The sequence below is a fragment of the Microbispora sp. H10836 genome, assembly GCF_012999525.1.
GTDB lineage: Bacteria > Actinomycetota > Actinomycetes > Streptosporangiales > Streptosporangiaceae > Microbispora.
In genome coordinates, this window is sequence record NZ_JABBWU010000001.1 from 610,238 (window position 1) to 634,800 (window position 24,563).

The 24,563-nt window shown below is 72.0% G+C and carries 24 protein-coding genes; 19 read left to right on the forward strand and 5 right to left on the reverse strand.

What is annotated here, in order from left to right; translation table 11 throughout:
• The first annotated feature begins 398 nt into the window (after positions 1–398).
• Positions 399–743, forward strand: a complete 345-nt coding sequence (locus HHX30_RS02820) for a hypothetical protein (protein ID WP_169978990.1) — start codon at positions 399–401, stop codon at positions 741–743.
• Positions 744–884: 141 nt separating this feature from the next.
• On the opposite strand, the gene HHX30_RS02825 is transcribed toward HHX30_RS02820, so the two are convergent.
• On the reverse strand, positions 885–1,646 hold the full coding sequence (locus tag HHX30_RS02825; protein WP_169978992.1) for a class I SAM-dependent methyltransferase: 762 nt from the start codon (positions 1,644–1,646) through the stop codon (positions 885–887).
• A 138-nt stretch (positions 1,647–1,784) separates the two neighbouring features.
• Here HHX30_RS02825 and HHX30_RS02830 point away from each other — a divergent pair, with 138 nt between their 5' ends.
• Together HHX30_RS02830 and HHX30_RS02835 are read left to right on the forward strand one after the other, a co-directional pair.
• On the forward strand, positions 1,785–2,108 hold the full coding sequence (locus HHX30_RS02830; RefSeq protein WP_211591444.1) for a helix-turn-helix transcriptional regulator: 324 nt from the start codon (positions 1,785–1,787) through the stop codon (positions 2,106–2,108).
• Between the two features lie 102 nt (positions 2,109–2,210).
• Entirely contained in the window at positions 2,211–2,807 is a 597-nt protein-coding gene (locus tag HHX30_RS02835; protein WP_169978994.1) for a TIGR03086 family metal-binding protein, read from the forward strand.
• Between the two features lie 108 nt (positions 2,808–2,915).
• On the opposite strand, the gene HHX30_RS02840 is transcribed toward HHX30_RS02835, so the two are convergent.
• Positions 2,916–4,211 carry an MFS transporter gene (locus HHX30_RS02840; RefSeq protein ID WP_211591445.1) on the reverse strand — a complete coding sequence of 432 codons (1,296 nt, stop codon included), beginning with the start codon at positions 4,209–4,211 and terminating at the stop codon, positions 2,916–2,918.
• Between the two features lie 204 nt (positions 4,212–4,415).
• On the opposite strand from HHX30_RS02840, the gene HHX30_RS40495 reads away from it, so the two are divergent.
• Positions 4,416–5,663 carry a hypothetical protein gene (locus tag HHX30_RS40495; protein WP_211591446.1) on the forward strand — a complete coding sequence of 416 codons (1,248 nt, stop codon included), beginning with the start codon at positions 4,416–4,418 and terminating at the stop codon, positions 5,661–5,663.
• 163 nt (positions 5,664–5,826) lie between these two features.
• Positions 5,827–7,782: a Xaa-Pro dipeptidyl-peptidase gene (locus HHX30_RS02850; RefSeq protein ID WP_169978996.1), complete on the forward strand. Its 1,956-nt coding sequence runs from the start codon at positions 5,827–5,829 to the stop codon at positions 7,780–7,782.
• Positions 7,783–7,847: 65 nt separating this feature from the next.
• On the opposite strand, the gene HHX30_RS02855 is transcribed toward HHX30_RS02850, so the two are convergent.
• Positions 7,848–9,029, reverse strand: a complete 1,182-nt coding sequence (locus HHX30_RS02855) for a transcriptional regulator (RefSeq protein ID WP_169978998.1) — start codon at positions 9,027–9,029, stop codon at positions 7,848–7,850.
• 180 nt (positions 9,030–9,209) lie between these two features.
• Between HHX30_RS02855 and HHX30_RS02860 the strand changes: the two genes are divergently transcribed.
• The 14 genes from HHX30_RS02860 (at position 9,210) to galK (ending at position 22,282) form a co-directional block, all read left to right on the forward strand.
• A complete protein-coding gene (locus HHX30_RS02860) occupies positions 9,210–9,929 on the forward strand; it encodes an FMN-dependent NADH-azoreductase (protein WP_169979001.1) in 720 nt (239 codons plus the stop codon).
• 92 nt (positions 9,930–10,021) lie between these two features.
• Positions 10,022–10,969 (forward strand): sigma-70 family RNA polymerase sigma factor, encoded by a 948-nt coding sequence (locus HHX30_RS02865; RefSeq protein ID WP_169979003.1) that lies wholly within the window; start codon positions 10,022–10,024, stop codon positions 10,967–10,969.
• 122 nt (positions 10,970–11,091) lie between these two features.
• Positions 11,092–11,853 (forward strand): DeoR/GlpR family DNA-binding transcription regulator, encoded by a 762-nt coding sequence (locus HHX30_RS02870; protein ID WP_169979005.1) that lies wholly within the window; start codon positions 11,092–11,094, stop codon positions 11,851–11,853.
• On the forward strand, positions 11,850–12,815 hold the full coding sequence (locus HHX30_RS02875; RefSeq protein WP_169979007.1) for a 1-phosphofructokinase family hexose kinase: 966 nt from the start codon (positions 11,850–11,852) through the stop codon (positions 12,813–12,815). Before HHX30_RS02870 ends, HHX30_RS02875 begins: the two co-directional genes overlap by 4 nt.
• Before the next feature lie 295 nt (positions 12,816–13,110).
• The gene (mtlA, locus tag HHX30_RS02880; protein WP_169979009.1) at positions 13,111–14,286 is read left to right on the forward strand and encodes a PTS mannitol transporter subunit IICB; all 1,176 of its coding nucleotides are present in this window, start codon (positions 13,111–13,113) and stop codon (positions 14,284–14,286) included.
• A gap of 4 nt (positions 14,287–14,290) precedes the next feature.
• A complete protein-coding gene (locus HHX30_RS02885) occupies positions 14,291–14,599 on the forward strand; it encodes a PTS lactose transporter subunit IIB (RefSeq protein ID WP_169979011.1) in 309 nt (102 codons plus the stop codon).
• Positions 14,592–15,059, forward strand: a complete 468-nt coding sequence (locus tag HHX30_RS02890; RefSeq protein WP_169979013.1) for a PTS sugar transporter subunit IIA — start codon at positions 14,592–14,594, stop codon at positions 15,057–15,059. The genes HHX30_RS02885 and HHX30_RS02890 overlap by 8 nt, the downstream gene beginning before the upstream one ends.
• Positions 15,056–16,096, forward strand: coding sequence for a zinc-dependent dehydrogenase (locus tag HHX30_RS02895; RefSeq protein WP_169979015.1), 1,041 nt, complete (start codon positions 15,056–15,058; stop codon positions 16,094–16,096). Before HHX30_RS02890 ends, HHX30_RS02895 begins: the two co-directional genes overlap by 4 nt.
• Positions 16,097–16,112: 16 nt before the next feature.
• Positions 16,113–16,445 (forward strand): HPr family phosphocarrier protein, encoded by a 333-nt coding sequence (locus tag HHX30_RS02900; RefSeq protein WP_169979017.1) that lies wholly within the window; start codon positions 16,113–16,115, stop codon positions 16,443–16,445.
• Positions 16,446–16,616: 171 nt separating this feature from the next.
• Positions 16,617–17,534: an AraC family transcriptional regulator gene (locus HHX30_RS02905; protein WP_169979019.1), complete on the forward strand. Its 918-nt coding sequence runs from the start codon at positions 16,617–16,619 to the stop codon at positions 17,532–17,534.
• Positions 17,531–17,953, forward strand: coding sequence for a VOC family protein (locus HHX30_RS02910; RefSeq protein ID WP_169979021.1), 423 nt, complete (start codon positions 17,531–17,533; stop codon positions 17,951–17,953). The genes HHX30_RS02905 and HHX30_RS02910 overlap by 4 nt, the downstream gene beginning before the upstream one ends.
• Positions 17,954–18,030: 77 nt before the next feature.
• Positions 18,031–19,287: a hypothetical protein gene (locus HHX30_RS02915; RefSeq protein WP_169979023.1), complete on the forward strand. Its 1,257-nt coding sequence runs from the start codon at positions 18,031–18,033 to the stop codon at positions 19,285–19,287.
• A gap of 96 nt (positions 19,288–19,383) precedes the next feature.
• Positions 19,384–21,045: a catalase gene (locus tag HHX30_RS02920; RefSeq protein WP_169979025.1), complete on the forward strand. Its 1,662-nt coding sequence runs from the start codon at positions 19,384–19,386 to the stop codon at positions 21,043–21,045.
• A gap of 115 nt (positions 21,046–21,160) precedes the next feature.
• On the forward strand, positions 21,161–22,282 hold the full coding sequence (gene galK / locus HHX30_RS02925) for a galactokinase (RefSeq protein WP_169979027.1): 1,122 nt from the start codon (positions 21,161–21,163) through the stop codon (positions 22,280–22,282).
• A 3-nt stretch (positions 22,283–22,285) separates the two neighbouring features.
• Here galK and HHX30_RS02930 read toward each other — a convergent pair whose 3' ends face one another.
• Together HHX30_RS02930 and HHX30_RS02935 are read right to left on the reverse strand one after the other, a co-directional pair.
• Entirely contained in the window at positions 22,286–23,056 is a 771-nt protein-coding gene (locus tag HHX30_RS02930; protein ID WP_249349624.1) for an enoyl-CoA hydratase-related protein, read from the reverse strand.
• Positions 23,057–23,097: 41 nt separating this feature from the next.
• Positions 23,098–24,252, reverse strand: coding sequence for a nitric oxide synthase oxygenase (locus HHX30_RS02935; protein WP_311922052.1), 1,155 nt, complete (start codon positions 24,250–24,252; stop codon positions 23,098–23,100).
• Positions 24,253–24,563 lie beyond the last annotated feature (311 nt).

The window sequence follows — 24,563 nt, forward strand, 5'->3', positions numbered from 1 at the left end:
AAAGGGATGGTCGTCGCAGGGAAATGGCCCGACAATCCCTTTGAGTTAGGTGTGTTTTCTGTTGGGGAAAGCGGTTGTTTGCGCATTGCTGGGTGACTGTGTCTTTTGTTACCTCTAGCGTGAGAATCAGGGTCTGGATCCAAGGTTCGATGGATCGATTCGCGCTCCGTGTATCGGGATTCCCGATGACAGTCACGGAGTCGACGGAGTGATACTCATGCTCAAGGAAGCACTGGCTGCTGGCGTAATCACAGCGTCGGCCCTCATCGTCCCGGCGATGATGCAGACGCAGCCGGTCAATGCCGCCGGCAACACCACGCAAATCACGCAGAGTCCGACACAGCCCTGCCCTGGAGGTAAATGCCGGGGCAGGGAGCGCCACCGGCAGTACGGCCAGTATGGCCCTCAACGCGAACGTGAACGCGGACGAATCGAAGAGCGCGGACGCGAACGCGGACGAATCGAAGAGCGCGGACGCGAACGCGGACGCATGGAAGAACGCGCACGCGAACGCGGCCGTGAACGCGGGCGCATGGAAGAACGCGCACGCGAACGCGGCCGTGAACGCGGACGCATGGAAGAACGCGCACGCGAACGCGGCCGTGAACGCGGACGAATCGAAGAGCGCGCACGCGAACGCGGACGCATGGAAGAACGCGCACGCGAACGCGGCCGTGAGCGTGGACGATTCGAGGAACGCGGACGCTGACCGTGGTAGCGGCATCAGCAAGCGGGGAGAGTGAGGCAGCAAGAGCAGCAAGGACCGGATAACCGTACATTGAACCTGCCGGACCCGCCTGCCCCACGAGGTAGCAGCCTCGCGGGGCTCTCCCTTCTCCGCTGAAGCCGGCGCGGCCTGCTCGTCCGCGATTTCGCGGTGGCTTTTACGGCTGCGTCTCAATCACCGGCGATGACGTCCTGCGGTAGACGGACACGTGCGAACGCGACTCGGCGGTGAATTCGGTTCCCGTCCAGTCCGCATGCCTGGACTCCAGCTCGAACCCGGCCAGTTGGCCCATGAGGTCGAGTTCGGCCGGCCAGATGTAACGATGAGGGCTGCGGAACAGCCGGGCCTGCTCGCTCTCGTCGAAGTGAAAGTGGTGCGACACGATGTGTTGCCGCAGCACGTCGTAGGTGTCGAGACCGATGTAGCCGGCTTCGCCATGCCACACCACGGCCTGCTGTCCCGGCGGAAGCTTGCGCAGCTCGGGCACCCAGAGCTCGATCACGAAGCAGCCCCCGGGTGTCAGGTGCCGGGCGGCGTTGCGAAAGCACGCCACCTGCTCGGCCTGGGTGAGCAGATTGGAGATCGTGTTGTAGACGAGGTAGACGAGCGTGTACTCCCCCGGAGCGACGGCGGTCGCCATGTCCCCGACGACGACCGGGATCGTCGCGTCGTCCACCTTCGTACGCAACTGATCGATCATCGGACGTGACAGCTCGATGCCGGTGACGGGCACTCCACGTTCGGCGAGCGGTACGGCCACGCGACCGGTTCCGATGGCGAACTCCAGCGCCCGCCCGTCGCCCGCGAGTTCGGCGAGGCGATCGACGGCCGGCCCGAGGACCTCGGGCGCGAACATCCCGGTGCCCGGCGTGTCATAGCGCCGAGCGGTGTCGGCGTCCCAGATTTCCTCCTGTCGCATGCCCCTAACGATCGCCACCGGCGTACGGGCGTGTCCAAGGGTTTTCCGGCACGGAAGGTTCGACCGTCTGGTTGTGCGTCCGCGATGGCGGCCATTAACGTCAGCCATGTGGTCGAAGATCGTCCGGCGTAGGACGAGGTGTTCCACGCCCTGGCTCACGACGCGCGGCGCATCATGCTGCCCCGGCTCGCCACCGGCGTGCTGACCGTCGGGAAGCTCGCCGAACCGCTGCGGATGTCGCCGGTGGCGGCGTCCAAGCACGTGAAGGTGCTCGAGAACGCCGGACCGGTGCAACGCACGGTCGTGGGACGCCGGCACGTGTGCCGGCTGCGGCCGGGCCTTCTCGCGAGCGCCGGCGGATGGCTGCGCTCGCACGAGCGGTTCCGGGATGACCGCCTGGGCGCGCCGCGGCAGGTCCTCGACCGTCCACCCCCACCCACGAGGAGGCGTCATGATCGCTGAGTCCGCGACCTGCCCCGCCGTACGGCGCGAGCGGACGCCGGCCGCACCCCCGGATACCGTCCAGCACGATCGGCTCGACGGGCTCACCGTGGAGGTGACGCGGTGACGGCCGACCTGAGGCCCGCGGCGGACAGGCTCGCGGCGATCATCCGTGACGTGTCCGACGACCGGCTCACCGGGCCGACACCGTGCGAGGGCATCACGGTCGGCGAGCTGCTCGATCACATCGACGGCCTTTCCGTCGCGTTCGCCGCGGCCGCGCGGAAGATCCCGCTGGAAGGCGGCGGCCGGCCCCCGGTGCCGGACGCGTCCAGGCTGGGCGAGGACTGGCGCGACCGCATCCCGGCCCGCCTCGCCGAGCTGGCCGAGGCGTGGCGGGACCCGTCCGCGTGGACCGGCACGGCCGAGATAGGCGGCGGCGTGCTGCCGGCCGAGGTCGCCGGGACGTCCGCACTCGACGAGATCATCGTGCACGGCTGGGACCTCGCCGTCGCCACCGGCGCCGCCTACCCCGCCGACGACCCCGCCCTCGACGCGGCCGTGCACCGGGTGCACCAGTGGGTCGGCGCCGTCGTCGCCGAGCACCCGCAGGGGAGCCCCGGCCTGTTCGGACCGCCGGTGCCGGTGCCCGCCGACGCTTCGCCGCTGGAGCGGCTACTCGGGCTCACCGGCCGCGACCCCGCCTGGAAGCCCCGGTGAGACGCGTCCGCTGAATCCGGTTCCGGGCGCCCGCCGCGCGGGGCACGCGGCGGGCGCCCGACGGGAGGTCCGGGAGGAACACCCCGGAGGGGGCCGGCGACCGGAGCGTCAGGAGATCTGCCGGTCGCGGCCCGCGAAGAACCCGGCGACGATCTGCGGCAGCATGAGGCACACCACGAAGGCCAGCGGCGCCCGCCAGCCGCCGGTGTGCTGGTAGAGCGCTCCGACCAGGATGGGCCCGGGAATCGACAGCAGGTAGCCGGCGCTCTGCGCGAAGGCGGACAACCGGATCACCGTCGCGCCGTCCCGGCCGCGCATCGCGATCATCGTGAGGGCCAGCGGGAAGGAGCAGTTGGCCACGCCGAGCAGCACCGCCCACAACCAGGGCGCGGCGGCGGGAGCCGCCCACAGTCCGGCGTACCCGACGAGCCCGAACGCGCCGAGCAGGACGGCGATGCCGCTCTGGTTCCGCAGCCGTCCGGCGGCGGCGGCCAGGACGAACGACAGCGGCACCCCGAGCACCGAGGTGAGGGCGAACAGCAGGCCGGCGGTCTCCGCGGACAGCCCGGAGTCGCGGAAGATCTGGGGCAGCCAGCCCATGATGACGTAGGCGGAGGTGGCCTGCAGGCCGAAATACACGGCGAGCGCCCAGGCCGTGGGATTGCGGGCGACCCGTATGTGCGTCCCGCCCCTCGCGGCGGCGTCCCCACTCCCCGGCTGCGCGACCGGCCGCCCGAGCTGCTGCACGCGCTGCTGCACGCGCTCCTGCGCGACCGGCTGCACGGGCTCCTGCGCGGCCGGCCGCCGGCCGTCACGGGTGAGGGCGAGCCAGGGCGGCACGGCGACGGCGGCGAGGACGGCCCAGACGCCGAGACCGGCACGCCAGTCACCGCCGAACGCGCCGGCGAGCGGGACGGTGACGGCCGCGGCGGTCGAGGCGCCGAGGTTGAGCGCCATGGAATACAGGCCGGTCATCACGCCGACCCTGTCCGGGAAGCGCTGCTTCACCACGACCGGCAGCAGCACGTTGGCGACCGCGATCCCGGCCAGCGCGAGACCGCTCAGCGTGAGGAAGACAGGCGTGTTCGCGACGAACGGGCGCAGCGCGAGTCCGGCCGTGACCGCCGCCATCCCGGCGAGGACGACGCCGTCCGGTCCGTGCCGGCGGGCCAGGCGGGGGGCGGCCGAGCCGACCAGCGCGAAGCACACGGCCGGCACGGACGTGAGCAGTCCGGCGAGGGTGGCGCTCATCCCGAGGGCCGCGCGGGCCTCTTCGAGTACGGGTCCGAGACTGGTGACGGCGGGCCGGAGGTTGAGCGCGGCCAGCACCAGGGCGGCGAGCGCCAGCCGGTGGGTCCACGTGGTGGACCGGGTGCGGCCCTGCGACTTCATCCTCACAACCACCGGGTCATCCTAGGATGATCCGGTCATTCCACCTGCGCCGGGTCGTCCCAGAAGCCACGGCTCGTGCCACGTCGGCGTCTCATTCGGCACATCGTCCTAAATGGGGGCTTGACACCCCTTTTGTCACCGGAAAAAACTCGCTTCACAGCACGACACCCCCCGGACTGCGGCGCGTGAGCGCTCACGCGCCGCGAAGGAGACAGAATGAGGCGACTGTTCGCCGTTTTCGCGCTGGTCGCGGGCTTCCTGCTGGTGCCCGCGGGTGCCGACGCCGCCGTCGCGAACGTGGCCCCCTCGGCCACCGCCTCCGCCTCCTACACCTCTCCCTGGGAAAGTGTGGCCGCGATCAACGACGGCATCGCCCCGGATCGGTCCGGCGACACACGGAACCGCCGCTGGGGCACCTGGCCCCACGCTGGGGAACAGTGGGCCCTGCTGACCTGGCCGTCCGCCCAGACGATCTCCTCGGTACAGGTCTACTTCTTCGACGACGGAGGCGGCGTACGGCTGCCGGCCTCGTGGCAGCTCCAGCGCTGGGACGGCGGCGCCTACGTGGACATCCCCGCCACCTATCCCACGATGGCCGACACCTACAACACCGTCACGTTCCCCGCCGTCACCACCACCCGCCTGCGCGTCGTCCTGCGCAGCGGCCAGGCCTCGGTCGGACTGCTGGAGATCAGGGCGCTCGCCGACACCGCCGGCCGGCAGAGCGGCTGGAGCCCGCCCGCCGCCCTGGTCGCGCCGCTCGACGAGGTCTGGCGGCACGTCGAGTCCACGGGCACCGGCCCGTACGACTTCCGCAACTACGGCTGGGACCAGATCATGGCCAACGGAGGCAGCGTCAACTACTGCGTCCGCTGGGACTCCACCGCCCCGGTGTCGGCGGAGCTGCGCGACGGGATCCACGCAGCGCTGGCCCGTTCGTTCAAGAAGTGGATGGACGTCATGGCCGGCCACAACGGCTGGCCGTACGCCGAGGTGCCCGTGAAGGTGGTCGGCTGGGCCGTACGCGACCGCGCCCTCCTGCAGTGGAGCGACGACTCGGTGGACGTGTACGTCGGCGACATGCGCGAGGACGCGCCGCAGTGCGCCGAGCCGTGCGCCCGCCTGTTCAACCAGTCGGGCGCCTACCCCGACTGCCCCGGCGGCGCCTCCCACCACTACGACATGTCGCTGTGGCTCACCGAGGGCATGCAGGGCGGCATGGGAGGCGACTGGGGGCAGCGCGTCGGCAGCGAATACCTGGTCGGCAACCTCGGCAGCGACGACATCCACATCCTCCTGCACGAGATCGGACACAGTTTCGGTCTCAACGACTTCTACGACTGGACCCCGTCCGGCCAGTGCTGCTTCCTCATGAAGGCGGGCTCGGCCACCTCGATCACCGAGTTCGACGCGTGGATGCTGCGCGACGTCTGGCGGCATCTGAAGAGCCGCTACGGCTACTGACGCACGCGCCCGGCCGGCCGGACTTCGACATCTGTCGAAAACAGCCGTGATCAAGACAGAACGGACGTCCGAAGACATTCCACACGACCTGCCCCTAGCATCGCCGCCTGCGGGCCGATTCTCCCCGGCCCGAGTTCCCCCCGATCGTTTGGAGAGTTCGCTGATGTCCTCATCGCGCCGGGTGACGCCTGGTCTCGTCCCGCCCGCCACGTCACGCCGTACGGGAGCCGCACGCCGGGGCGCGGCGGCGCTGGGCCTCGCCGTCGCCACGACCGTCACGGGGGTCGCCGTTAACACGGCCTCCGCGGGCGCGGCCGTCCCCGCCGAACCGGTGTTTCAGAACGGCATGGCTCAGCCGGTGTTCTCGTCGAACCGCAATGACTGGATCCGCGAGGAGGTGTGGGTCGAGACCCCGGTCGACAGCGACGGCGACGGACGGGGCGACCGGGTGCACGCCGAGGTCACCCGCCTGCGGGAGACCGAGACGGCCGGCCTGAAGTCGCCCGTGGTCTACGAGGTCAGCCCCTACTACGCCGGCGGCAACCCCATCACCAACCACGATGTGGACCACGAGCTCCACGAGGCGCTGCGCCCGGGCAAGGGCTGGCAGAACCGCGGCGGCAGGCTGCTCGACCCGGCGGCCGACGAGCGCCTGGCCGCGGCGGCCGCCGGCGATGCCGGCGGCGCGGACGCGGCCGTCGCGGGCGCGCAGACCGGCCCGCAGCCGGCCATCAGCACCAGCCACGAGTCCAACTGGCTGCCGCGCGGCTTCGCGGTGGTCCACGCCGAGTCGCTGGGCAGCGGCAAGTCAGACGGCTGCCCGACCACCGGCGGGCGCAACGAGACCATCGGCGCCAGGTCGGTCGTCGACTGGCTGAACGGCCGCGCGAAGGCGTACGACGCCTCCGGGCGGGAGGTCAGGGCGACGTGGACGACCGGCAAGGTCGGCATGATCGGCACCTCGTACAACGGCACCCTGCCCAACGCGGTCGCGAGCACCGGCGTCGAGGGCCTGGAGGCCATCGTGCCGATCTCGGCGATCTCCAGCTGGTACGACTACTACCGCGCGAACGGCGCCGTCGTGGCCCCCGGCGGCTACCAGGGCGAGGACACCGACGTGCTCGCGGAGTACGTCTACACGCGCGCGGACAAGCAGGTCTGCCGGAGCGTCATCGAGGAGCTCGCGAAGGCGCAGGACCGCGTCACCGGCGACTACAACGCCTTCTGGGACGAGCGCAACTACATGAACGACGTCGGCAACGTCCACGCGGCGGTGCTGGTCGCGCACGGCCTCAACGACTGGAACGTCAAGACCAAGCACGCCGCGCAGTGGTACGAGGCGCTCAGGGTGCGCGGGGTGCCGCACAAGATCTACCTGCACCAGGGCGGGCACGGCGGCTCCCCCAGCGTCGACGTGCTCAACCGCTGGTTCACCCGCTACCTGTGGGGCTACGAGAACGGCGTGGAGAGCGACCCCCGCGCCCTGGTCCAGCGCGAGGACAGGACGCTGGTGCAGTACGCCGAGTGGCCCGACCCGGGCGCCGCGGACACCGAGCTCAACCTGGCCCCCGGCGCCGGCGGCGCGGCCGGCGCGCTCACCCTCGACAGGACCCGGGTGGGCAATCCGGTGACCGAGACGATCGTCGACGACGCCACCAAGCGGGCGCAGACCCTCGCCGACGCCGCCACCTCGCCCAGCCGCCTGGCGTACGTGTCGGAGTCGCTGACCGCGCCCGCCAGGCTCAGCGGCACCCCCCGGGTGTCGCTGCGGATGTCCTTCGGCCAGCCGGCCGCGAACGTCACGGCGCTGCTCGTCGACTACGACCAGAACGGCAAGGCGAAGATCATCACCCGGGGCTGGACGGACCCGCAGAACCGCAAGTCGATCTCGCGGACCGAGCCGGTCAAGCCGGGCACGCCCTACCGCCTCGACTTCGACCTGCAGCCGCACGACTACGTCTTCACCGCCGGGCACCGGATCGGGATCGTGCTGCTGTCGAGCGACTACGAGTACACCATCCGGCCCGCCCCCGGCGCGCGGCTGCACCTCGACACGACGAAGAGCACGGTGACGCTGCCGATCGTGGGCGGCGCCGGCGCGCTCACCCCCGAGAGCTGACCGTCCTCCTCGCGACACGCCGTCCCCCTCGGCCTGATCGGCCGGCGGGGACGGCGTGCGTGTGACTACAGCAGAGCCGCGCGGTGCCGCCAGGCGAGCTCCAGCACGGCCGCGCCCGCCGCCTGCATCGGCTCGTCGCGGACGTACCGCCGCACCGTCTCCGCGTCGAACGGGACGCGGCCGACGACCTGGCCCTCGCTGTTGGACGCGGCGACCTCGCCGAAGACGGCGTCGAACGTCTCCGCCTCCAGCATGGTCACCGTGAGGAAGTCGGTCGCGAAGGTCAGCGGGTCGACCCCCACGCCCAGCACCAGGGAGCGCACCCGCCCGTCCTCGCGGGCGTCGGTCAGCGATCGGTAGAGCGGCCAGCTCTCGTAGTCGAAGCCGTCGCCGTACTCCTCCCCCCGCCCGAGGAACTCCTCGGCGTACTCGCGGACCACACACTTCCACAGGTCGAGGTCGGCCCTCTCCGCGGTTGCGGACTCCTGCGCGGGCTGGAACACGCCGACCGGCATGACCTGGTACAGCCCGCCGCCGTGCGCCACCCGGGCCGGGTCGCGCCAGTGCAGGACGAACGACGTCTCCCCCGTACGGCGGTCGTGGCGCAGCGTCAGGGTCGAGACCGCGCAGAGCGCGGGCCGCCTGCGCAGGTCGGTGGGGTCGCCCACGAGCGCGCGGAACGGCAGCGGCCGCCCGCCCTCGCATCCGGAGAACTCACATCCGGCGAACGCGCGCGCGGCGGGCTCTCGGCCCGTGAACTCGTGAGCGGCGAGCTCTCGGCCCGTGAACTCGTGAGCGGCGAGCTCTCGGCCCGTGAACTCGTGAGCGGCGAGCTCTCGGCCCGTGAACTCGTGAGCGGCGAGCTCATGGGCGGCCCCCTCGCCCACGCTCACGCCGTCGAAGTAGCGCGCCCGGGTGAAGGTCAGCTCCGGCCAGGCGACCTCCAGCAGCCGGTAGCAGACGCGGTCCTCGAAGAGCCGGGGCCGGGCGAGGCTCCCCAGCGCGTCGGGGTAGGCGCCGGCGCCTTCCGGCAGCAGGGCCGCCGCCTCCGGCTCGCGGCCCGTGACGGCCGGGGCGGGAGCCTCCTCCACCCAGCCGAGCCGCACCTCGCGCAGGTCGAGGGGCGTGACCGGGATCCAGTCGTCCCGGACGAGCAGGCGGGTCGATCCGGCCCTCGCCACCCCGGGATAGAGCGTGCCGGCGGCGCGCGCCAGCTCGTGCCTGTTCCCGTTCAGGCGATCGCGCACCTCGGTCCATTCGGGTCCCGTCGGACGCCCGCGCGCCCTCGAATGCGATGTCACGGGCTCAGCACCCTACTCTCGGAGGCCGGCACGACGGCCCCGCACGGAGCGGAGGGCCGCTCGGTCACCTCCGGCGGCCGCGCGACGTCATATCCGGTGACGGAAGCATCCGGAGAGGAGCTCACGATGCACTCGCATCGACAGGGGACGTCGCTGCTGCACCTGGACGCCAGCGCCAGCGGCCGCGGCGACTCGGTCACCAGGCGGTTGACGGCGCGCTACGCGGACATCTGGCGGGGTCTCCACGGGCCCGCCGGGTACCGGTACCGCGATCTCGCCGCCCAACCGGTCCCGCTGGTGTCCCCGGCCTTCGTCTCGCTCGGCATACGGGTGGAGAGGCACGGCACCGTCCCGCTGCCGAAGGTGGCGGAGTTGGCCGAGGGGCCCGCCGAGGAGCACGAGTGGGCGCTGACCCTGCCGCTGATCACGGAGCTGCGCGCCGCGGGAACGGTGCTGATGGGTGTCCCGATGTACAACTTCTCCGTGCCCGCGTCCCTCAAGGCGTGGATCGACCGCGTGACCTTCCCCGGGGCGTTCCTCGACGACGGCACCGGAGACCGCCTGCTCCGGCGGACGAAGGTGGTGGTGGTCACCGCCCGCGGCGGCTGCTACGCGCCGGGCACGCCCCGCGAGGACTTCGACTTCCAGACGCCCTACCTCCGGGCGTACTTCACCGATCTCGGCGTGGCTCCGGGGAACCTGCACTTCGTCCACGCCGAGATGACCCGGGCCGCGGACGTGCCCGCCCTGGCCCGCTTCACGCCCTTGGCGGCGGACTCCCTGGCCGCGGCGCGGACCGCCGTGTCCGATCTGGCCGGCGAGCGGGCGGGCCGGACACCCCGGTGACGATAATCACCGGGGGCCGCCGGCGTCTCCTTCCCGAACGTGCGTTGTTCCTCTCCCGTCACGGGACGAACCGCGCCGGTGAGAGGTGACCGATGAACGACCAGGCTCGATTGGCCGAGCACTTCGCCCGATCCCGCGGGCATCTGCGAGGGGTCGCGTTCCGCATGCTGGGCAGCGCGGACGAGGCGGACGACGCGGTGCAGGAGACCTGGTTGCGCGCCTGCCGCGCCGACTCCGGTTCCGTCGAGAATCCGGCCGCCTGGCTGACGACGATCACCGGACGGGTCTGTCTCGACATGCTGCGCTCACGCGGCCGGCGGCGTGAGGACGTGACCGACCTGACCGAACTCGACATGCCGGCCCCTCACGGGGAGACCTCAGACCCGGCGGAGGAGGCGGTGCTCGCCGACTCCGTCGGTCTCGCGCTGCTCGTGGTCCTCGACACGCTCGGGCCCGCCGAACGCGCCGCCTTCGTGCTGCACGACCTGTTCGCCGTGCCGTTCGACGAGATCGCCGTGATCGTGCGACGCTCGCCCGCGGCCGCGAAGAAGCTGGCGAGCCGCGCGCGGAGCCGGGTGCGCGGCGGAGCCGGCGTCCCCTCCTCCGGCCTGGCCAGGCAGCGTGCGGTGGTGGACGCCTTCCTGGCCGCCTCCCGGACCGGCGACCTCGACGGCCTGCTGGCGGTGCTCGCTCCCGACGTCGTACGCCGGGCCGATCCCTTCGCGCTGCGCGGGCAGGCCGCGGCTCCGGCGCAGGTGCGGGGCGCGCGGGCCGTCGCGGAGGAGACGCGCGCCAACATCCGCATGGCCCGCTTCGCCCGGATCGCTCTCGTCAACGGCTCCATGGGAGCGGTGGTCGCCCCACGCGGACGCCTGCTGTTCGTCCTCGAAATCGCCGTCACCGGCGACCGCGTCACGTCCATCGACGTCATCGGTGATCCCGCCCGCCTGGCAGGGGTCCGGCTCGGCCTCCCCGACGTCCCGTCGGAGGCGGTGAGCACGGCGTCCGGGCCGCGGCGCCTTCCCTTCCCGGGCGTCTGAGGCCGGATAGGCAGGAAGAATCCCCCGGCTTCCGTTTCGTGATGTCCGCCGCTCTTGACCCTGCAACAGAGACGGGTATAAACACATACGAAACAACATCGAAACGGCGGTGAACCAACACGATGTACGCCGAGGAGCGGCAGCAGGAGATCCTGCGGATGGCCCGCGACGCCGGACGGGTCGACGTGGTGAGGCTCGCCGAGCGGTTCGGCGTCACCACGGAGACCATCCGCCGCGACCTCACCGCCCTGGAGCGGGCGGGCGTCCTGCGGCGCGTGCACGGCGGCGCCATCCCGGTCGAGCGCCTGGGGTTCGAACCCGCCCTGGCCGCCAGGGACGAGGTGATGACGGCCGAGAAGGAGCGCATCGCCAAAGCCGCCCTGGCCGAGCTCCCGCAGGACGGCGCCGTGGTCATCGACGCGGGCTCCACGACGAGCCGGCTCGTGCAGGCGCTGCCGCCGGACCGCGAGCTCACCGTCGTCGTGAACTCGCCGCCGCTGGCCACGACGCTGGCGACCCGCCCCAACCTGACCGTGCTCATGCTGGGCGGCCGGGTGCGCGGCCGGACGCTGGCGACCGTGGAGGACTGGGCCATCCAGCAGCTGTCGCAGCTCAACGTGGACGTCGCCTTCATGGCCACCAACGGCTGCTCGGTGGCCAAGGGCCTGACGACCCCGGACCCCGCCGAGGCGGCGATCAAGCGGGCGATGATCGCCTGCGCCGACCGCGCCGTCCTGCTGGCCGACCACACGAAGTTCTCCGGCACCTATCTGGCGCGCTTCGCGACGCTCGGCGAGATCGACGTCGTGATCACCGACACAGGACTCGACGCCGACCAGGCGGCCGTGCTGGCCGCCGCGGGACCGGAGGTGGTCCGCGCATGATCCTCACGCTGACCCTCAACCCCAGCCTCGACCGCACCATCGAGGTCGGCGCGCTCACCCGCGGCGCCGTCATCCGGGCGGCCGCCACGCACCTCGACCCCGGCGGCAAGGGCGTCAACGTCTCACGCGCCCTGCTGGCCAACGACGTCAGGTCGTGCGCCGTCATCCCGTACGGCGGCAGCGAGGGACGCCGGCTCCTCGACCTGCTCTCGGCGGAGGGCATCGACATGATCCCCGTGCCGGTCAACGGTCCGACCAGGTCGAACGTCGCGATCGCCGAGCCGGACGGAACGGTCACCAAGGTGAACGAGCCGGGCACCGCGCTGACCCCCGCCGAGCTGGACACACTGGCGGGCGCCGTGCTCGACGCCGCCCGGTCGGCCGACTGGGTGGTCGCCTCGGGCAGCCTTCCGCCCGGCGTCCCGGTGGACGTCTACGCCGGGTTGTGCCGCCGCTTCGCCGACGCCGGCATCAACCTCGCCGTCGACACGAGCGGCCCCGCCCTCGTGTCCGCCGTGAACGCCGGTCCCGCCCTGATCAAACCCAACCGCGACGAACTCGCCGAGGCCACCGGCACCTCGATCGCCTGTGTCGGCGACGCGCTCGACGCGGTCGGCAAGCTGCGCGCCATGGGCGCGCGGTCGGTCCTGACCAGCCTCGGCGCCGACGGCGCGCTGCTGGCCGAAGACGACGGACAGGTCTGGTACGGCGAATGCGCGGTCGAGGAGCCGCGCAGCAGCGTGGGCGCGGGCGACGCCCTGCTGGCGGGCTTCCTCGCCGCCGGAGCCCGTGGCGGGACCGCCCTCGCCGAGGGCCTGGCCTGGGCCGGCGCGGCCGTACGGCTGCCCGGCAGCCGGATGCCCTGCCCCGCCGACATTGACCGCACACACGTCCGGATCGGTCCCCCCGACCCGGCCCGGCCGCTCACCCCACCCCCTCGCCCGGCGCCCGGGGGGGCGTGAGCACGACCCACCACCCTCGTCGAGCCCCCGCCCCTGCCGACTCAGCCGCTTCGCCCGCTTCACACCCCCGATCCACTCGCTTCACCCGCTTCACACCCCCCTGCATCACTCGCTTCAACCGCTTCACCCCCCGATTCACTCGCTTCAACCGCTTCACACCCCCCTGCATCACTCGCTTCGCCCGCTTCGCACCCCCTGATTCACTCGCTTCGCTCGCTCATGCCCGGGGGATGGCAGCGACCCGAGAACCCCCCAGCCGGCCAGCCAGGCCGGTCGCCCCGGAAGGAGCACCCCAATGGCCACGCCCTACACCCCCACCGTGCACGGCACCGGTGTGCGGGCCACGATCCAGCGCTTCGGCGGCCATCTCGCCGGGATGATCATGCCCAACATCGGCGCCTTCATCGCCTGGGGCCTCATCACGGCCCTGTTCATCCCGACCGGGTGGGTGCCGAACAAGACACTCGCCGAACTCGTCGGCCCGATCATCAATGTCCTGCTCCCGGTGCTCATCGGCTACACCGGCGGCCGGATGGTCCACGCCCAGCGCGGCGCGGTGGTCGGCGCCGTCGCCACGATGGGCGTGGTCGTCGGAGCCGACGTCCCGATGTTCCTCGGCGCGATGATCATCGGCCCGCTGGCCGCGCTGATCCTCAAGTACGTCGACCGGTTCACCGCCGAGCGGACCAGGGCCGGCTTCGAGATGCTGGTCGACAACTTCACCGCCGGCATCGTCGGCGCGGCGACGGCGATCGCCGGCGTCCTCGCCATCGGCCCGGTCGTGGAGAAGGTCACGGAGGTCGCGGGCGACGGCGTCGCCTGGCTCGTCTCCCACTCGCTCCTGCCGATCGCGTCGGTCATCATCGAGCCCGCCAAGGTGCTGTTCCTCAACAACGCGATCAACCACGGGGTGCTCGGGCCGCTGGGCGTCGCCGAGTCGGTCAAGCACGGCAAGTCGATCCTGTTCATGCTGGAGTCCAACCCCGGCCCGGGCCTCGGCCTGCTGATCGCCTACCTGCTGTTCGGCCCGAGGTCCCTGCGCCCCAGCACCCCCGCCGCTATGATCATCCACTTCTTCGGCGGCATCCACGAGATCTACTTCCCGTACGTGCTGATGAAGCCGCGCCTGATCCTCGCGGTGATCGCCGGCGGCGCATCGGGCGTGCTCACCTTCCTGGTCACCGGGGCGGGCCTGGTCGCGACGCCGTCGCCGGGCAGCATCTTCGCCTACATGGCGGTGACCCCGAAGGGCGGCTGGTTCGGGGTGATCGCCGGGATCGTGATCGCCACGGCCGTGTCCTTCGCCGTGGCCGCGGCGCTGCTGGGCTTCGGCCGCGCCAACGGCGACCAGCCGGAGGAACCGGCACAGGACGGCGTCCCGGGCGACACCGTCGGCACGAACGACACCCATGACGACAAGCGCGACAACGAGACGGCGGCCGAGAGCGTGCCCGCCACCAAGGAGGCGTAGAACCGTGTCCAGCATCGAGGGCAAGGACGTCCGCAAGCTCATCGTGGCCTGCGACGCGGGCATGGGCAGCAGCGTCATGCTGGCGAGCACGCTGCGCAAGCAACTCAAGGGCACCGCGGTCAGCGTGGAGCACACCCCGGTCAACTCGATCCCCGCGGACGCCGACGTGATCGTCTGCCACACCGGGCTGGCCGACCGCGCCAGGGCGAGCGCCCCCGGCGTCGTGCTCGTGCCGTTCCAGGTCTTCATCGGCGACCCGGCCGTGACCCGGGTCGTCGCCGCCATCAAGAACGGGGGCACGATCGATGGCTGACCGGGCCGGCACGGCCCCGCTCCCCCTCGACCCCCGCGCCGTACGGACGGCCGCGACCGCCGCGGACCTCGAGGACGCCATCCGGCAGTGCGGCGCGGTCCTCCAGGAGGTCGGCGCGGTGGACGGGACCTACGCCGAGGCCATGCTCGAACGCGAACGGTCGATCTCCACGTACGTGGGAGAGGGCGTGGCCATCCCGCACGGCACGCTGACGTCGAAGGAGGCGGTCCGTCACGACGCCATCTGCGTGCTGCGCTTCCCCGAGGGCGTCGACTGGCACGGTGAGCGGGTGACGGTGTGCGTCGGCATCGCGGCGCGCGGCGACGGCCACATGCGGTTGCTGTCGCGGCTCGCCCAGATCCTGCTCGACCCGGACCGCGCCGCGGCCCTGCGGGCCGCCGCCGAGGTCGACGAGGTCATCCACCTGCTGCAGCCGGACGGAGAGGAAGAATCCGAGTGAAAGTCGCCCGTTTCCACGCTCCCGGGGACATCCGCCTGGAGGAGGTGCCCGAGCCCGTCGCCCGCCCCGGCGAGGTCAAGATCCGCGTACGCAACTGCTCGACGTGCGGCACGGACGTGAAGATCTACCGGTTCGGGCACCACCACATCAGGCCGCCCCGGGTGATGGGCCACGAGATCGCCGGGGAGGTCGTGGAGGCCGGCGAGGGCGTCACCGGCTGGAGCCCGGGCGACCGGGTGCAGGTGATCGCCGCGATCCCCTGCGGCGAGTGCGAGGAGTGCCGGCGGGGCCACCTCACGGTCTGCCCCAATCAGGAGTCGATGGGCTACCACTACGACGGCGGCTTCGCGCAGTACATGGTCGTGCCGGCGAAGGTGCTCGCCGTGGACGGCCTCAACCGGATTCCCGACGGGGTCGGGTTCGCCGAGGCGTCCCTCGCCGAGCCGCTCGCCTGCGTGCTCAACGGGCAGGAGCTGGCCCGTGTCGGCGAGGGCGACGACGTGGTCGTCGTCGGCTCGGGCCCGATCGGCTGCCTGCACGTGCGGCTGGCCCGTTCGCGCGGCGCGGCCCGGGTGTTCCTCGCCGACCTGAACGCCGAGCGCCTCACCATGGCCGCCGACCTCGTACGGCCGGACGCGGCGATCTGCTCGGGCGAGACCGACCTCGTGGACGAGGTGCTCAAGCTGACCGGGGGCCGGGGCGCCGACGTGGTGATCACGGCGGCGGCCTCCGGGGCGGCCCAGCAGCAGGCGTTGCAGATGGCCGCGCGGCAGGGCCGGATCAGCTTCTTCGGCGGGTTGCCGAAGGACGACCCGATCATCGCCTGCGACTCCAACCTCGTGCACTACCGGGAGCTGACCATCGTTGGCGCCAACGGGTCGAGCCCGGCCCACAACGCCCGCGCCCTGCGGCTCATCGCCGAGGGAGCGGTGCCGGTCGCCGACCTGATCACCCACCGCCTCGGCCTGGACGAGGTCATGGACGCCGTCGACGTCGTCGCTCGCGGCGCCGCCATCAAGGTCACCATCGAGCCCTGACGTCTGAGAGGTAGCGATGCCGGAAAGGACAGTGGCGGTCGCCTCGCGCTCCGGCCTGCACGCCCGCCCCGCCAAGATCTTCGTCGAGGCGGCGGCGCGGCAGGCCGTGCCCGTGCGCATCCGCGTGGGCGACGGCAAGGCCGTCCCCGCCAACAGCATGCTGGGCGTGCTGACCCTCGGGGCCGGGCACGGCGCCGAGGTCACTCTGGAGGCCGACGGGCCGGGGGCGGAGGAGGCCCTGACCACCCTCGCGGACCTGCTGTCCCGCGACCTCGACGCGGAAGGAGCCGAGGGAGCCGAGGGAGCCGAGGGAGCCGAGGGAGCCGAGGGAGCCGAGGGAGCCGCCTGACCGGCGGCTGAGGGCATCCGGACCGCCCTGCGGGCGCGTCCCCCGGCCCGCGCCCGGCGCACCTGCACGCTCAGCCCGGCCTCGCCGCGCTCCCGCGGCCGTCGTCGACCATCACGATGACGGCCGCGCTCCGCGTGATGGAGACTGGAACGCGGGAGGGAGGAGCAGGCGATGGCGGCTCGGGATCGGCGGGCGGCGGAAACCGGCGAGCACGAGGAGAACACGTTCTTCCATCGGCGGCCCGCTCCGGCGCTGCGTCAGCTGGTCGCGTGGTACAGCGCCTACCGCGAGGCCGGAGTCCCGCCGGCCACGCATCGCGGCCTGCCCTCGCCGTACCTGACGATGATCGTCACGCTCGACGATCCGCTCGTCGTCGCGGCGCACCCCGACCCGCGCACCCCGCCCGGGTCGTACGACACGCTGGTCGGCGGGCTGCACACCACCCCCGCGCTGATCACGCACGACGGCCGGCAGTCGGGTGTGCAGCTCGCGCTGACGCCGCTCGGCGCGCGGGCCCTGCTCGGGCTGCCCGCCGGGGAGCTGTCCGGGCTCGACCTGGACGGCGCCGAGGTGCTCGGCCGGCCGGCGGCCGAGCTCCGCGAACGCCTCCTGGAGGCGCCCGGCTGGGACGAGCGCTTCGCGGTCCTCGACGCGGTCCTGTCCCGGCGCGCTCGGCCCACGCGGGCGCAGCCGGCCGAGGTGGCGCGGGCGTGGCGGCGGACGCTGACCGCCGGCGGGCGGGTCAGCGTGTCCGGCCTCGCCCGCGAGGTGGGCTGGAGCACGAGGCACCTCAACGGCCGGTTCCGGGAGGAGATCGGCCTGTCCCCCAAGGAGGCGGCGCGGGTCGTGCGGTTCGACCGGGCCCGCCGCCTGCTGCAGCACGCGGCGGTGTCAGGGCGGCGGCTCACGCTGGCCGCCGCGGCGGCCGAGTGCGGGTTCTACGACCAGGCGCATCTCGCCCGCGAGTTCGGCGCCTTCGCCGGGTGCCCACCAAGCCAGTGGCTGGCCGAGGAAGGCGGCCACGGAGGCGAGCTGTTCCGAAACGTCCAAGCCGGGGCTGAGGACGGCTCGCCAGACTCGATGGCATGAACGACACCACACCAGCACCTCAGGTATGGCCCACGCTGCGGGCCGGGGACGCACGCGCCCTGATCGCCTTCCTCGTCGAGGCGTTCGGCTTCGAGGAGACCGCCGTGTACGGCGAGGGCGACCGCGTCGACCACGCCCAGCTCTCCTGGCCGGCAGGCGGCGGGATCATGCTGGGCAGCGTCCGCGACACACCGGACGACAAGTGGAGCCTCACCCCCGGCTCCTTCGGCGCCTATGCGGTGACCGACGACCCGGACGCGCTGTTCGCCCGGGCGACCGCCGCGGGGGCGCGGGTCGTCCAGGAGCCGTACGACACCGACTACGGCTCCCGCGAGTTCGTCGTCCGCGATCCGGAGGGCAACCTCTGGTCGTTCGGCACCTACCGCGGCGAGCCGCGGAAGGCGGCCCCCACAGGGTGAGGTAGGGAATTCCCCACCGCGGTTCCGGCGGTGTGCGGGATGGGCCGCGACCACCGCCGGAACCTACGTTTACGGCCATGACGAACTCCCTCCCCAAGCGTCTTCTGGCCGCCGCGGCCTGTGCCGCGCTGGTGCTCTCCGTTCCCGCGACCGCCTCCGCCGCGATCACCCGGCCCTCCGCCCCCACGGCCGCCGCCGTCACCGCCGTCACCGCCGGGGCCCCGCACGGCACGATCGTGTCGGCGACCCGGATCGACCGGCTGTCGCCCGCCCGGGTCTCCGCCACCCTGCGCGCCGCCGGCTTCCCCGTGCCGGAGCACCCGCTCGGCGTCGACGTCTACCGGGTCGTCTACCGGACCACCGGCACCGGCGGACAGCCCACGACCGCCAGCGGCGTCGTGACCCTGCCCCGCTCCGGGGACGGGCGCCTGTCGTTCGCGGTCTACGAGCACGGGACGCTTCCCACCAAGCGCTACGCGCCCTCCGTCGCTCCGGGCAGCGACGGCCGGCTGGTGCCGGTCATGTTCGCCGCCGCGGGCTTCGCGGGGGTGGCGCCCGACTACCTCGGTCTCGGGCTCGGGCCGGGCCGGCATCCGTACATGGACGCGGCGTCGGAGGTGACCGCCTCCGCCGACCTGCTGCGCGCCGCCCGCGATCTCGTCGCCCGGCACGGCCGCGGCCTCGACGGCCGGGTGATGGTCACCGGCTTCTCCCAGGGCGGGCACGCCGCCATGGCGCTGGGCCGCGCGCTCCAGCGGGGCGTCGTGCCCGGCCTCCGGCTCGCCGCGCTCGCCCCGATCAGCGGGCCGTACGCCGTCGAGCGGGCCGAGCTGCCCGCCGTCCTGTCCGGGGACGTCGAGCCGCGCTCCGCGACGTTCTACCTCGCGTACTGGATCACGTCGATGAACCGGCTCCACCATCTGTACGACACGCCCGGCCAGGCGTTCCGCGCACCGTACGACCGGACGGTGGAGGGGCTCTTCGACGGGCGGCACACCGAGGAGCAGATCGCCGCCGCGCTCCCGGCGAGCCCGGCCGAGTTGCTGACCGAGGAGTTCATGATCCAGGTCAGGCGGCCCTCGGGCGCGTTCCTCGAGGCGCTGCGCGTCAACGACACCACCTGCACCGGCTGGCGGCCCCGGGTCCCGGTCACGCTGTACGCGGCCCGTGGCGACCGCGACGTGGCGATCGCCAACGCCCGGGTGTGCCGCGACGACCTGGCGGCGAGCGGGGCGAACGTGCGCCTGGTCGACGCCGGGGCCGTCGGCCACGTGCACGGCGCCCTGTGGTCCCTCCCCCGCGTGCTCCGGGCGTTCCAGGATCTCCTCACCTGAGGGCGCCGGGACGAATACCCCGCCCAAAACCGGATAGGGGAGTCTTGAAGTGGACTAACAGTTAAAACGTGATCAAATAGCGAGAGGAGCCGTCCCATGACGGACGTGTCGAGCAGGGGGCCGGAGCCCGGAGACGAGCGTCCGGTGCTGACCAACCGTCAAGGGCACCCGGTCTACGACAACCAGAACCAGCGGACGGTCGGCGCGCGCGGCCCGGCCACTCTCGAGAACTACCAGTTCCTGGAGAAGATCAGTCACTTCGACCGGGAGCGCATTCCCGAGCGGGTGGTCCACGCTCGCGGCACGGTCGCCTACGGCTTCTTCGAGGCGTACGGCAAATGGGGTGACGAGCCGATCGCCCGGTTCACCAGGGCGAAGCTCTTCCAGGAGGCCGGCAAGCGCACCGATCTCGCCATCCGGTTCTCGACCGTGATCGGGGGGCGCGACTCGTCCGAGTGCGCCCGCGACCCGCGCGGCTTCGCCGTGAAGTTCTACACCGAGGACGGCAACTGGGACCTCGTCGGCAACAATCTCGCGGTGTTCTTCATCCGCGACGCCATCAAGTTCCCTGACGTGATCCACGCGCTCAAGCCGGACCCGGTGACGTTCCGGCAGGAGCCGAACCGGATCTTCGACTTCATGTCGCAGTCGCCCGAGAGCATGCACATGCTCGTCAACCTGTTCAGCCCGCGCGGCATCCCGGCGGACTACCGGCACATGCAGGGCTTCGGGGTCAACACCTACAAGTGGGTCAACGCGCAGGGCGACACCGTGCTCGTGAAGTACCACTGGATGCCCAAGCAGGGGGTCAGGAGCATGACGGCCGAGGACGCCGCCCGCATCCAGGCCCACGAGCTCGGGCACGCGACCAAGGACCTCCGTGACGCGATCGAGCGGGGCGACTATCCGGAATGGGAGCTGCTCGTCCAGATGATGAGCGACGACGAGCACCCCGAGCTGGACTTCGACCCGCTGGACGACACCAAGGTCTGGCCCGAGGAGCTCTTCCCGGCCAAGCCGGTCGGGCGGATGGTCCTCGACCGGACCGTCAGCAACAACTTCGCGGAAAACGAGCAGATCTCCTTTGGCACCGGCGTCCTCGTCGACGGGCTGGACTTCTCCGACGACAAGATGCTGGTGGGCAGGACGTTCTCCTACAGCGACACCCAGCGCTACCGCGTCGGGCCGAACTACCTGCAGCTGCCCGTGAACCAGGCCAAGAACGCCGAGGTGCGCACCAACCAGCGCGACGGCCTCATGACCTACCACCAGGACCAGGGAGGCGAGAACCCGCACATCAACTACGAGCCGTCTATCAACGGCGGGCTGCGGGAGGGACAGTTCCCGACGCACGACGAGCAGGGCCCGGAGATCGTCGGCAGGCTCACCCGCAAGCGCATCCCGCGGACCAACGACTACAAGCAGGCGGGCCAGCGCTACCTGCTCATGGAGCAGTGGGAGCGTGACGACCTGGTGGAGAACATGACCACCATGCTGTCGCAGTGCGACCGGCCCATCCAGGAGCGCATGGTCTGGCACCTGCTGCTGGTCGAGGACGACCTCGGCCTGCGCGTCGGCGAGGGGCTCGGCATCACACCCGACGACGTCAAGCACCTGGAGCCGCTGGCGAGCCAGGACCTGACGGAGGAGGACACGCAGCGCCTGGCCAACCTCGGCAAGAACGGCCCGCGCGACGTATCGGGCCTCACGATGACGCACTGCGTCCCGGACGAGCGGGCCACGGTACCCGCGATGTGAGGTCGGCATGATCGGACCAGGGCCCGGCCCGGGCTACCCGGGCCGGGCCCCGGCACGTCCGCGGCCAGGGGCCGCTACCCTACGGGGAGGCTGCGATGTTGAGGAGTGTGCGACTATGCGCGTTGTTGATGCTTTCCGGCAGGCGTACGGCGGCGAACCCGCCGGGGTCTGGCACGCGCCCGGCAGGGTCAACCTGATCGGCGAGCACACCGACTACAACGACGGCTTCGTCCTGCCGTTCGCGGTGCCGTGGGGCGTGACGGCCGCCGTCAGCCCCCGCGACGACCTCACGGTGCGGATCGCCTCCCTCCAGGCGCCCGGCGAGGAGCAGGTGCTGGAGGACCTCGACCGGGCCGCGGGCTGGGCCCGCTACCCCACCGGGGTCGTCGCGGTGATGCGCGGCGCCGGACTCCCGGTGCGCGGCGCCGACATCGTGGTCGACGGCGACGTGCCCAAGGGCGCCGGGCTGTCCTCCAGCGCCGCGCTGGAGGTCTCGGTCGGGCTCGCCCTGAACGACCTGTACGGCCTCGGCCTGGAGCCGATGGAGCTGGCCAGGCTGTGCCAGAAGGCCGAGAACGAGTTCGTCGGCATGCCCTGCGGGATCATGGACCAGGCGGCCTCGGCGCTGAGCCAAGAGGGGCACGCCCTGTTCCTCGACTGCCGCTCGCTGGCCAGTCGCGCCGTCCCGTTCGACCTGTCGGCGTACGGATTGCAGATCCTCATCGTCAACACCGGCGTGCACCACGAACTGGCCGACGGGCAGTACGCCAGGCGGCGCCAGGACTGCGAGAACGCGGCCAAGCGCCTCGGCGTCCCGTCGCTGCGGGACGTCACCGACCTCGCCGCGGCCCTGTCGAGGCTCAGCGGAGACGAGCGGGCCCGCACCCAGCACGTCGTCACCGAGAACCATCGGGTGGAGGCCGTCATCGGGCTGCTGCGGGCCAAAGCCGTACAGGAGATCGGCGCCCTGCTGAACGCCTCGCACCTGTCCCTCCGGGACCAGTACCAGGTCTCCTGCCCGGAGCTGGACGTGGCCGTCGAGGCCGCGGTCAAGGGCGGCGCGCGCGGGGCGCGGATGACCGGCGGCGGCTTCGGCGGCTCGGCCATCGCACTCGTCGCCGACGACCGGGTGGACCGGGTCCGCATCACCGTGGAGCAGGCCTACGCCGGGCGCGGCTGGGCCGCGCCGACGTTCCTGCCGGCCACTCCGGCGGCCGGCGCCCGCCGTCTGCGCTGAGCGCTACGTCAGAGGCGGGAAGTCCGGCGGCCGGCGTTCGAGGAAGCTCGCCACTCCCTCGGCGAAGTCCGGCCGCCGGAACGACTCCATCATCAGCCGTACGGCCTCGTCCCTGGCCTCGTCGAGCCCCGCCTGCCAGCCGCCCCAGATCTGCCGCTTGATCACGGCCATCGACGCGGGCGAGCACTGGGTGGCCAGATCCTTCGCGTACGCGACGGCCTCGGCGAGCAGCCGCTCCCCCGGCACGGCGCGTACGGCGAGGCCCATGGCGCACGCCTGCGCGCCGGTGAAGACCCGGCCGGACAGCAGCAGGTCCATCGCCCGCGCCTGGCCGGCCAGCCGGGGCAGGATCCAGCCGAGGCCGTACTCGGCGACGAGGCCGCGCCGCGAGAACGCGGTCGTCCACTTGGCGTCGTCGGCGGTCAGGACCACGTCGCACACGAGCGCGTGGACCATCCCCAGCCCGGCGCACGCGCCGTTGACCGCGGCGACGACGGGCGTCCGCAGGGTGGTGGGGAAGGTGTTGGGCCGGGGGTCCTGCTCGTCGGCGTAGGTTCCCGCCTGCAGGGCCGTCAGGTCGGCGAAGTCGGCCCCGGCGCAGAAACCCTTCCCCGCGCCGGTCACCACGACCGCCCGTACGGACGGGTCGCGGTCGGCCTCCTCCAGCAGGTCGAAGTAGCGCCGTCCCATCTCGGCGGTCCAGGCGTTCAGCCGTTCGGGCCGGTTGAACGTCAGGATCCGCACACCGCCGTCGTCCTCGGACAGCACCACCATCGCCACACCCCTCCTTCGCCCGAACATAGTTCTACACGGTTCTACACCAGCGGAGGGCGGTGGACGTAGGCCGGCGTGAGCCGTACGTCGTCGTAGTAGCGGTGGAAGACCGGCGTCGCGGCGCCGGACAGGGGCGGCACGATCCAGGACCAGTCCGCGGGGCAGACGCGCCCGCTGCGCTCCTCCCGCTCCAGATGGGTCATGAACCGCCGCGCCTCGGTGTGGTGGTCGGTGATCGTCACACCGTCCTCCGCGAAGGAGTGCAGCACGGCGACGTTGAGCTCCACCAGGGCCTGGTCGCGCCAGAGCGTCCGGTCGTGGGAGGTGTCGAGACCGAGCTGCTCGGCGACCACCGGGAGCTGGTCGTAGCGGTCCCGGTCGGCCAGGTTGCGCGCGCCGATCTCGGTGCCCATGTACCAGCCGTTGAACGGCGCGCACGGGTAGGAGACGCCGCCGATCTCCAGCGACATGTTCGCGATCGCCGGCACGGCGTGCCACCTGAGTCCCAGATCGGCGAACCACGGGAAGGCCGGGTGCCGGAGCGGCACCTCCAGGACCGCGTCGCGCGGCACCTCCCGCAGGACCAGGGCGCCCTTGGCCTCCACGACCAGCGGCAGGACGTCGAACCTCGTGCCGTCCCCCCGCCAGCCCATGCGCAGGGCCCGCATGGTGATCCGCGCGTTGGCCGGATCGCCGAGGACCGAGCCGTCCTCGCGGACGTACCCGGCGTACCGGATGAGCTGGTCGTTGAGGATCCGCGGCGCCCGCTCCCCCGGCCGGTCGGGGGCGCACACCGTGATGGTGGGGCGGATCCTGCCCTTCCCGGTGGCCGTCCTGAGATGCTCGACGCACTCCTCGGCCACGCCGTCCGCGGTGTCCACGTGCCGCCGGTCACGGACCTGCAGCGACCGCCAGTAGAGGCGGCCGATGCATCTGTTGCTGTTGCGCCACGCCACCCGCGCGCCGAAGGTCAGCTCGCCCGTGGTGTGCGTGTACGTCCCCGTCTGCTCGATCTCCGCGAAGACTTCCCGGAGCCGCTGCTCCACCGGGCCCGCCACCGGGTTCTCCGCGTGGTGGAGCCGGATGAAGTCCTCCGCCTCCCGTCTGTCGACCTCCTCCCCGCGTTCCCGTACGGGCGCGGGGGTCTTCCTCGTTTTACGCCAAGTCAGCACGACCGCCACACACTTCGCGCTCACGGGCGCCCCGCGCCGGTTCCGGGCCGGCGGCGACACCCTCCCGCAGTGGCCCTCACCCCACTGCGCCGTCCGTGGTCCGCGGCAGCCGCGACCGGTACGGCCGCAGCGCTCCACATTTTCCGCGAAGTCCCAGGATTTGTCCGCCAAATCCACACACGCGCTGTCATGGTCCGGCCTTTCGGCCCCGTTCATCTGGCCCCAGCCACCGCTTTCCCCGTTCCCTATACGTACGGCCTCGTTTCAACGGGATGAGAGGAACGTGGTGACCGAAGAACCAGAACCTTCACCGGCCCGGGCACGGCGACCTCGAC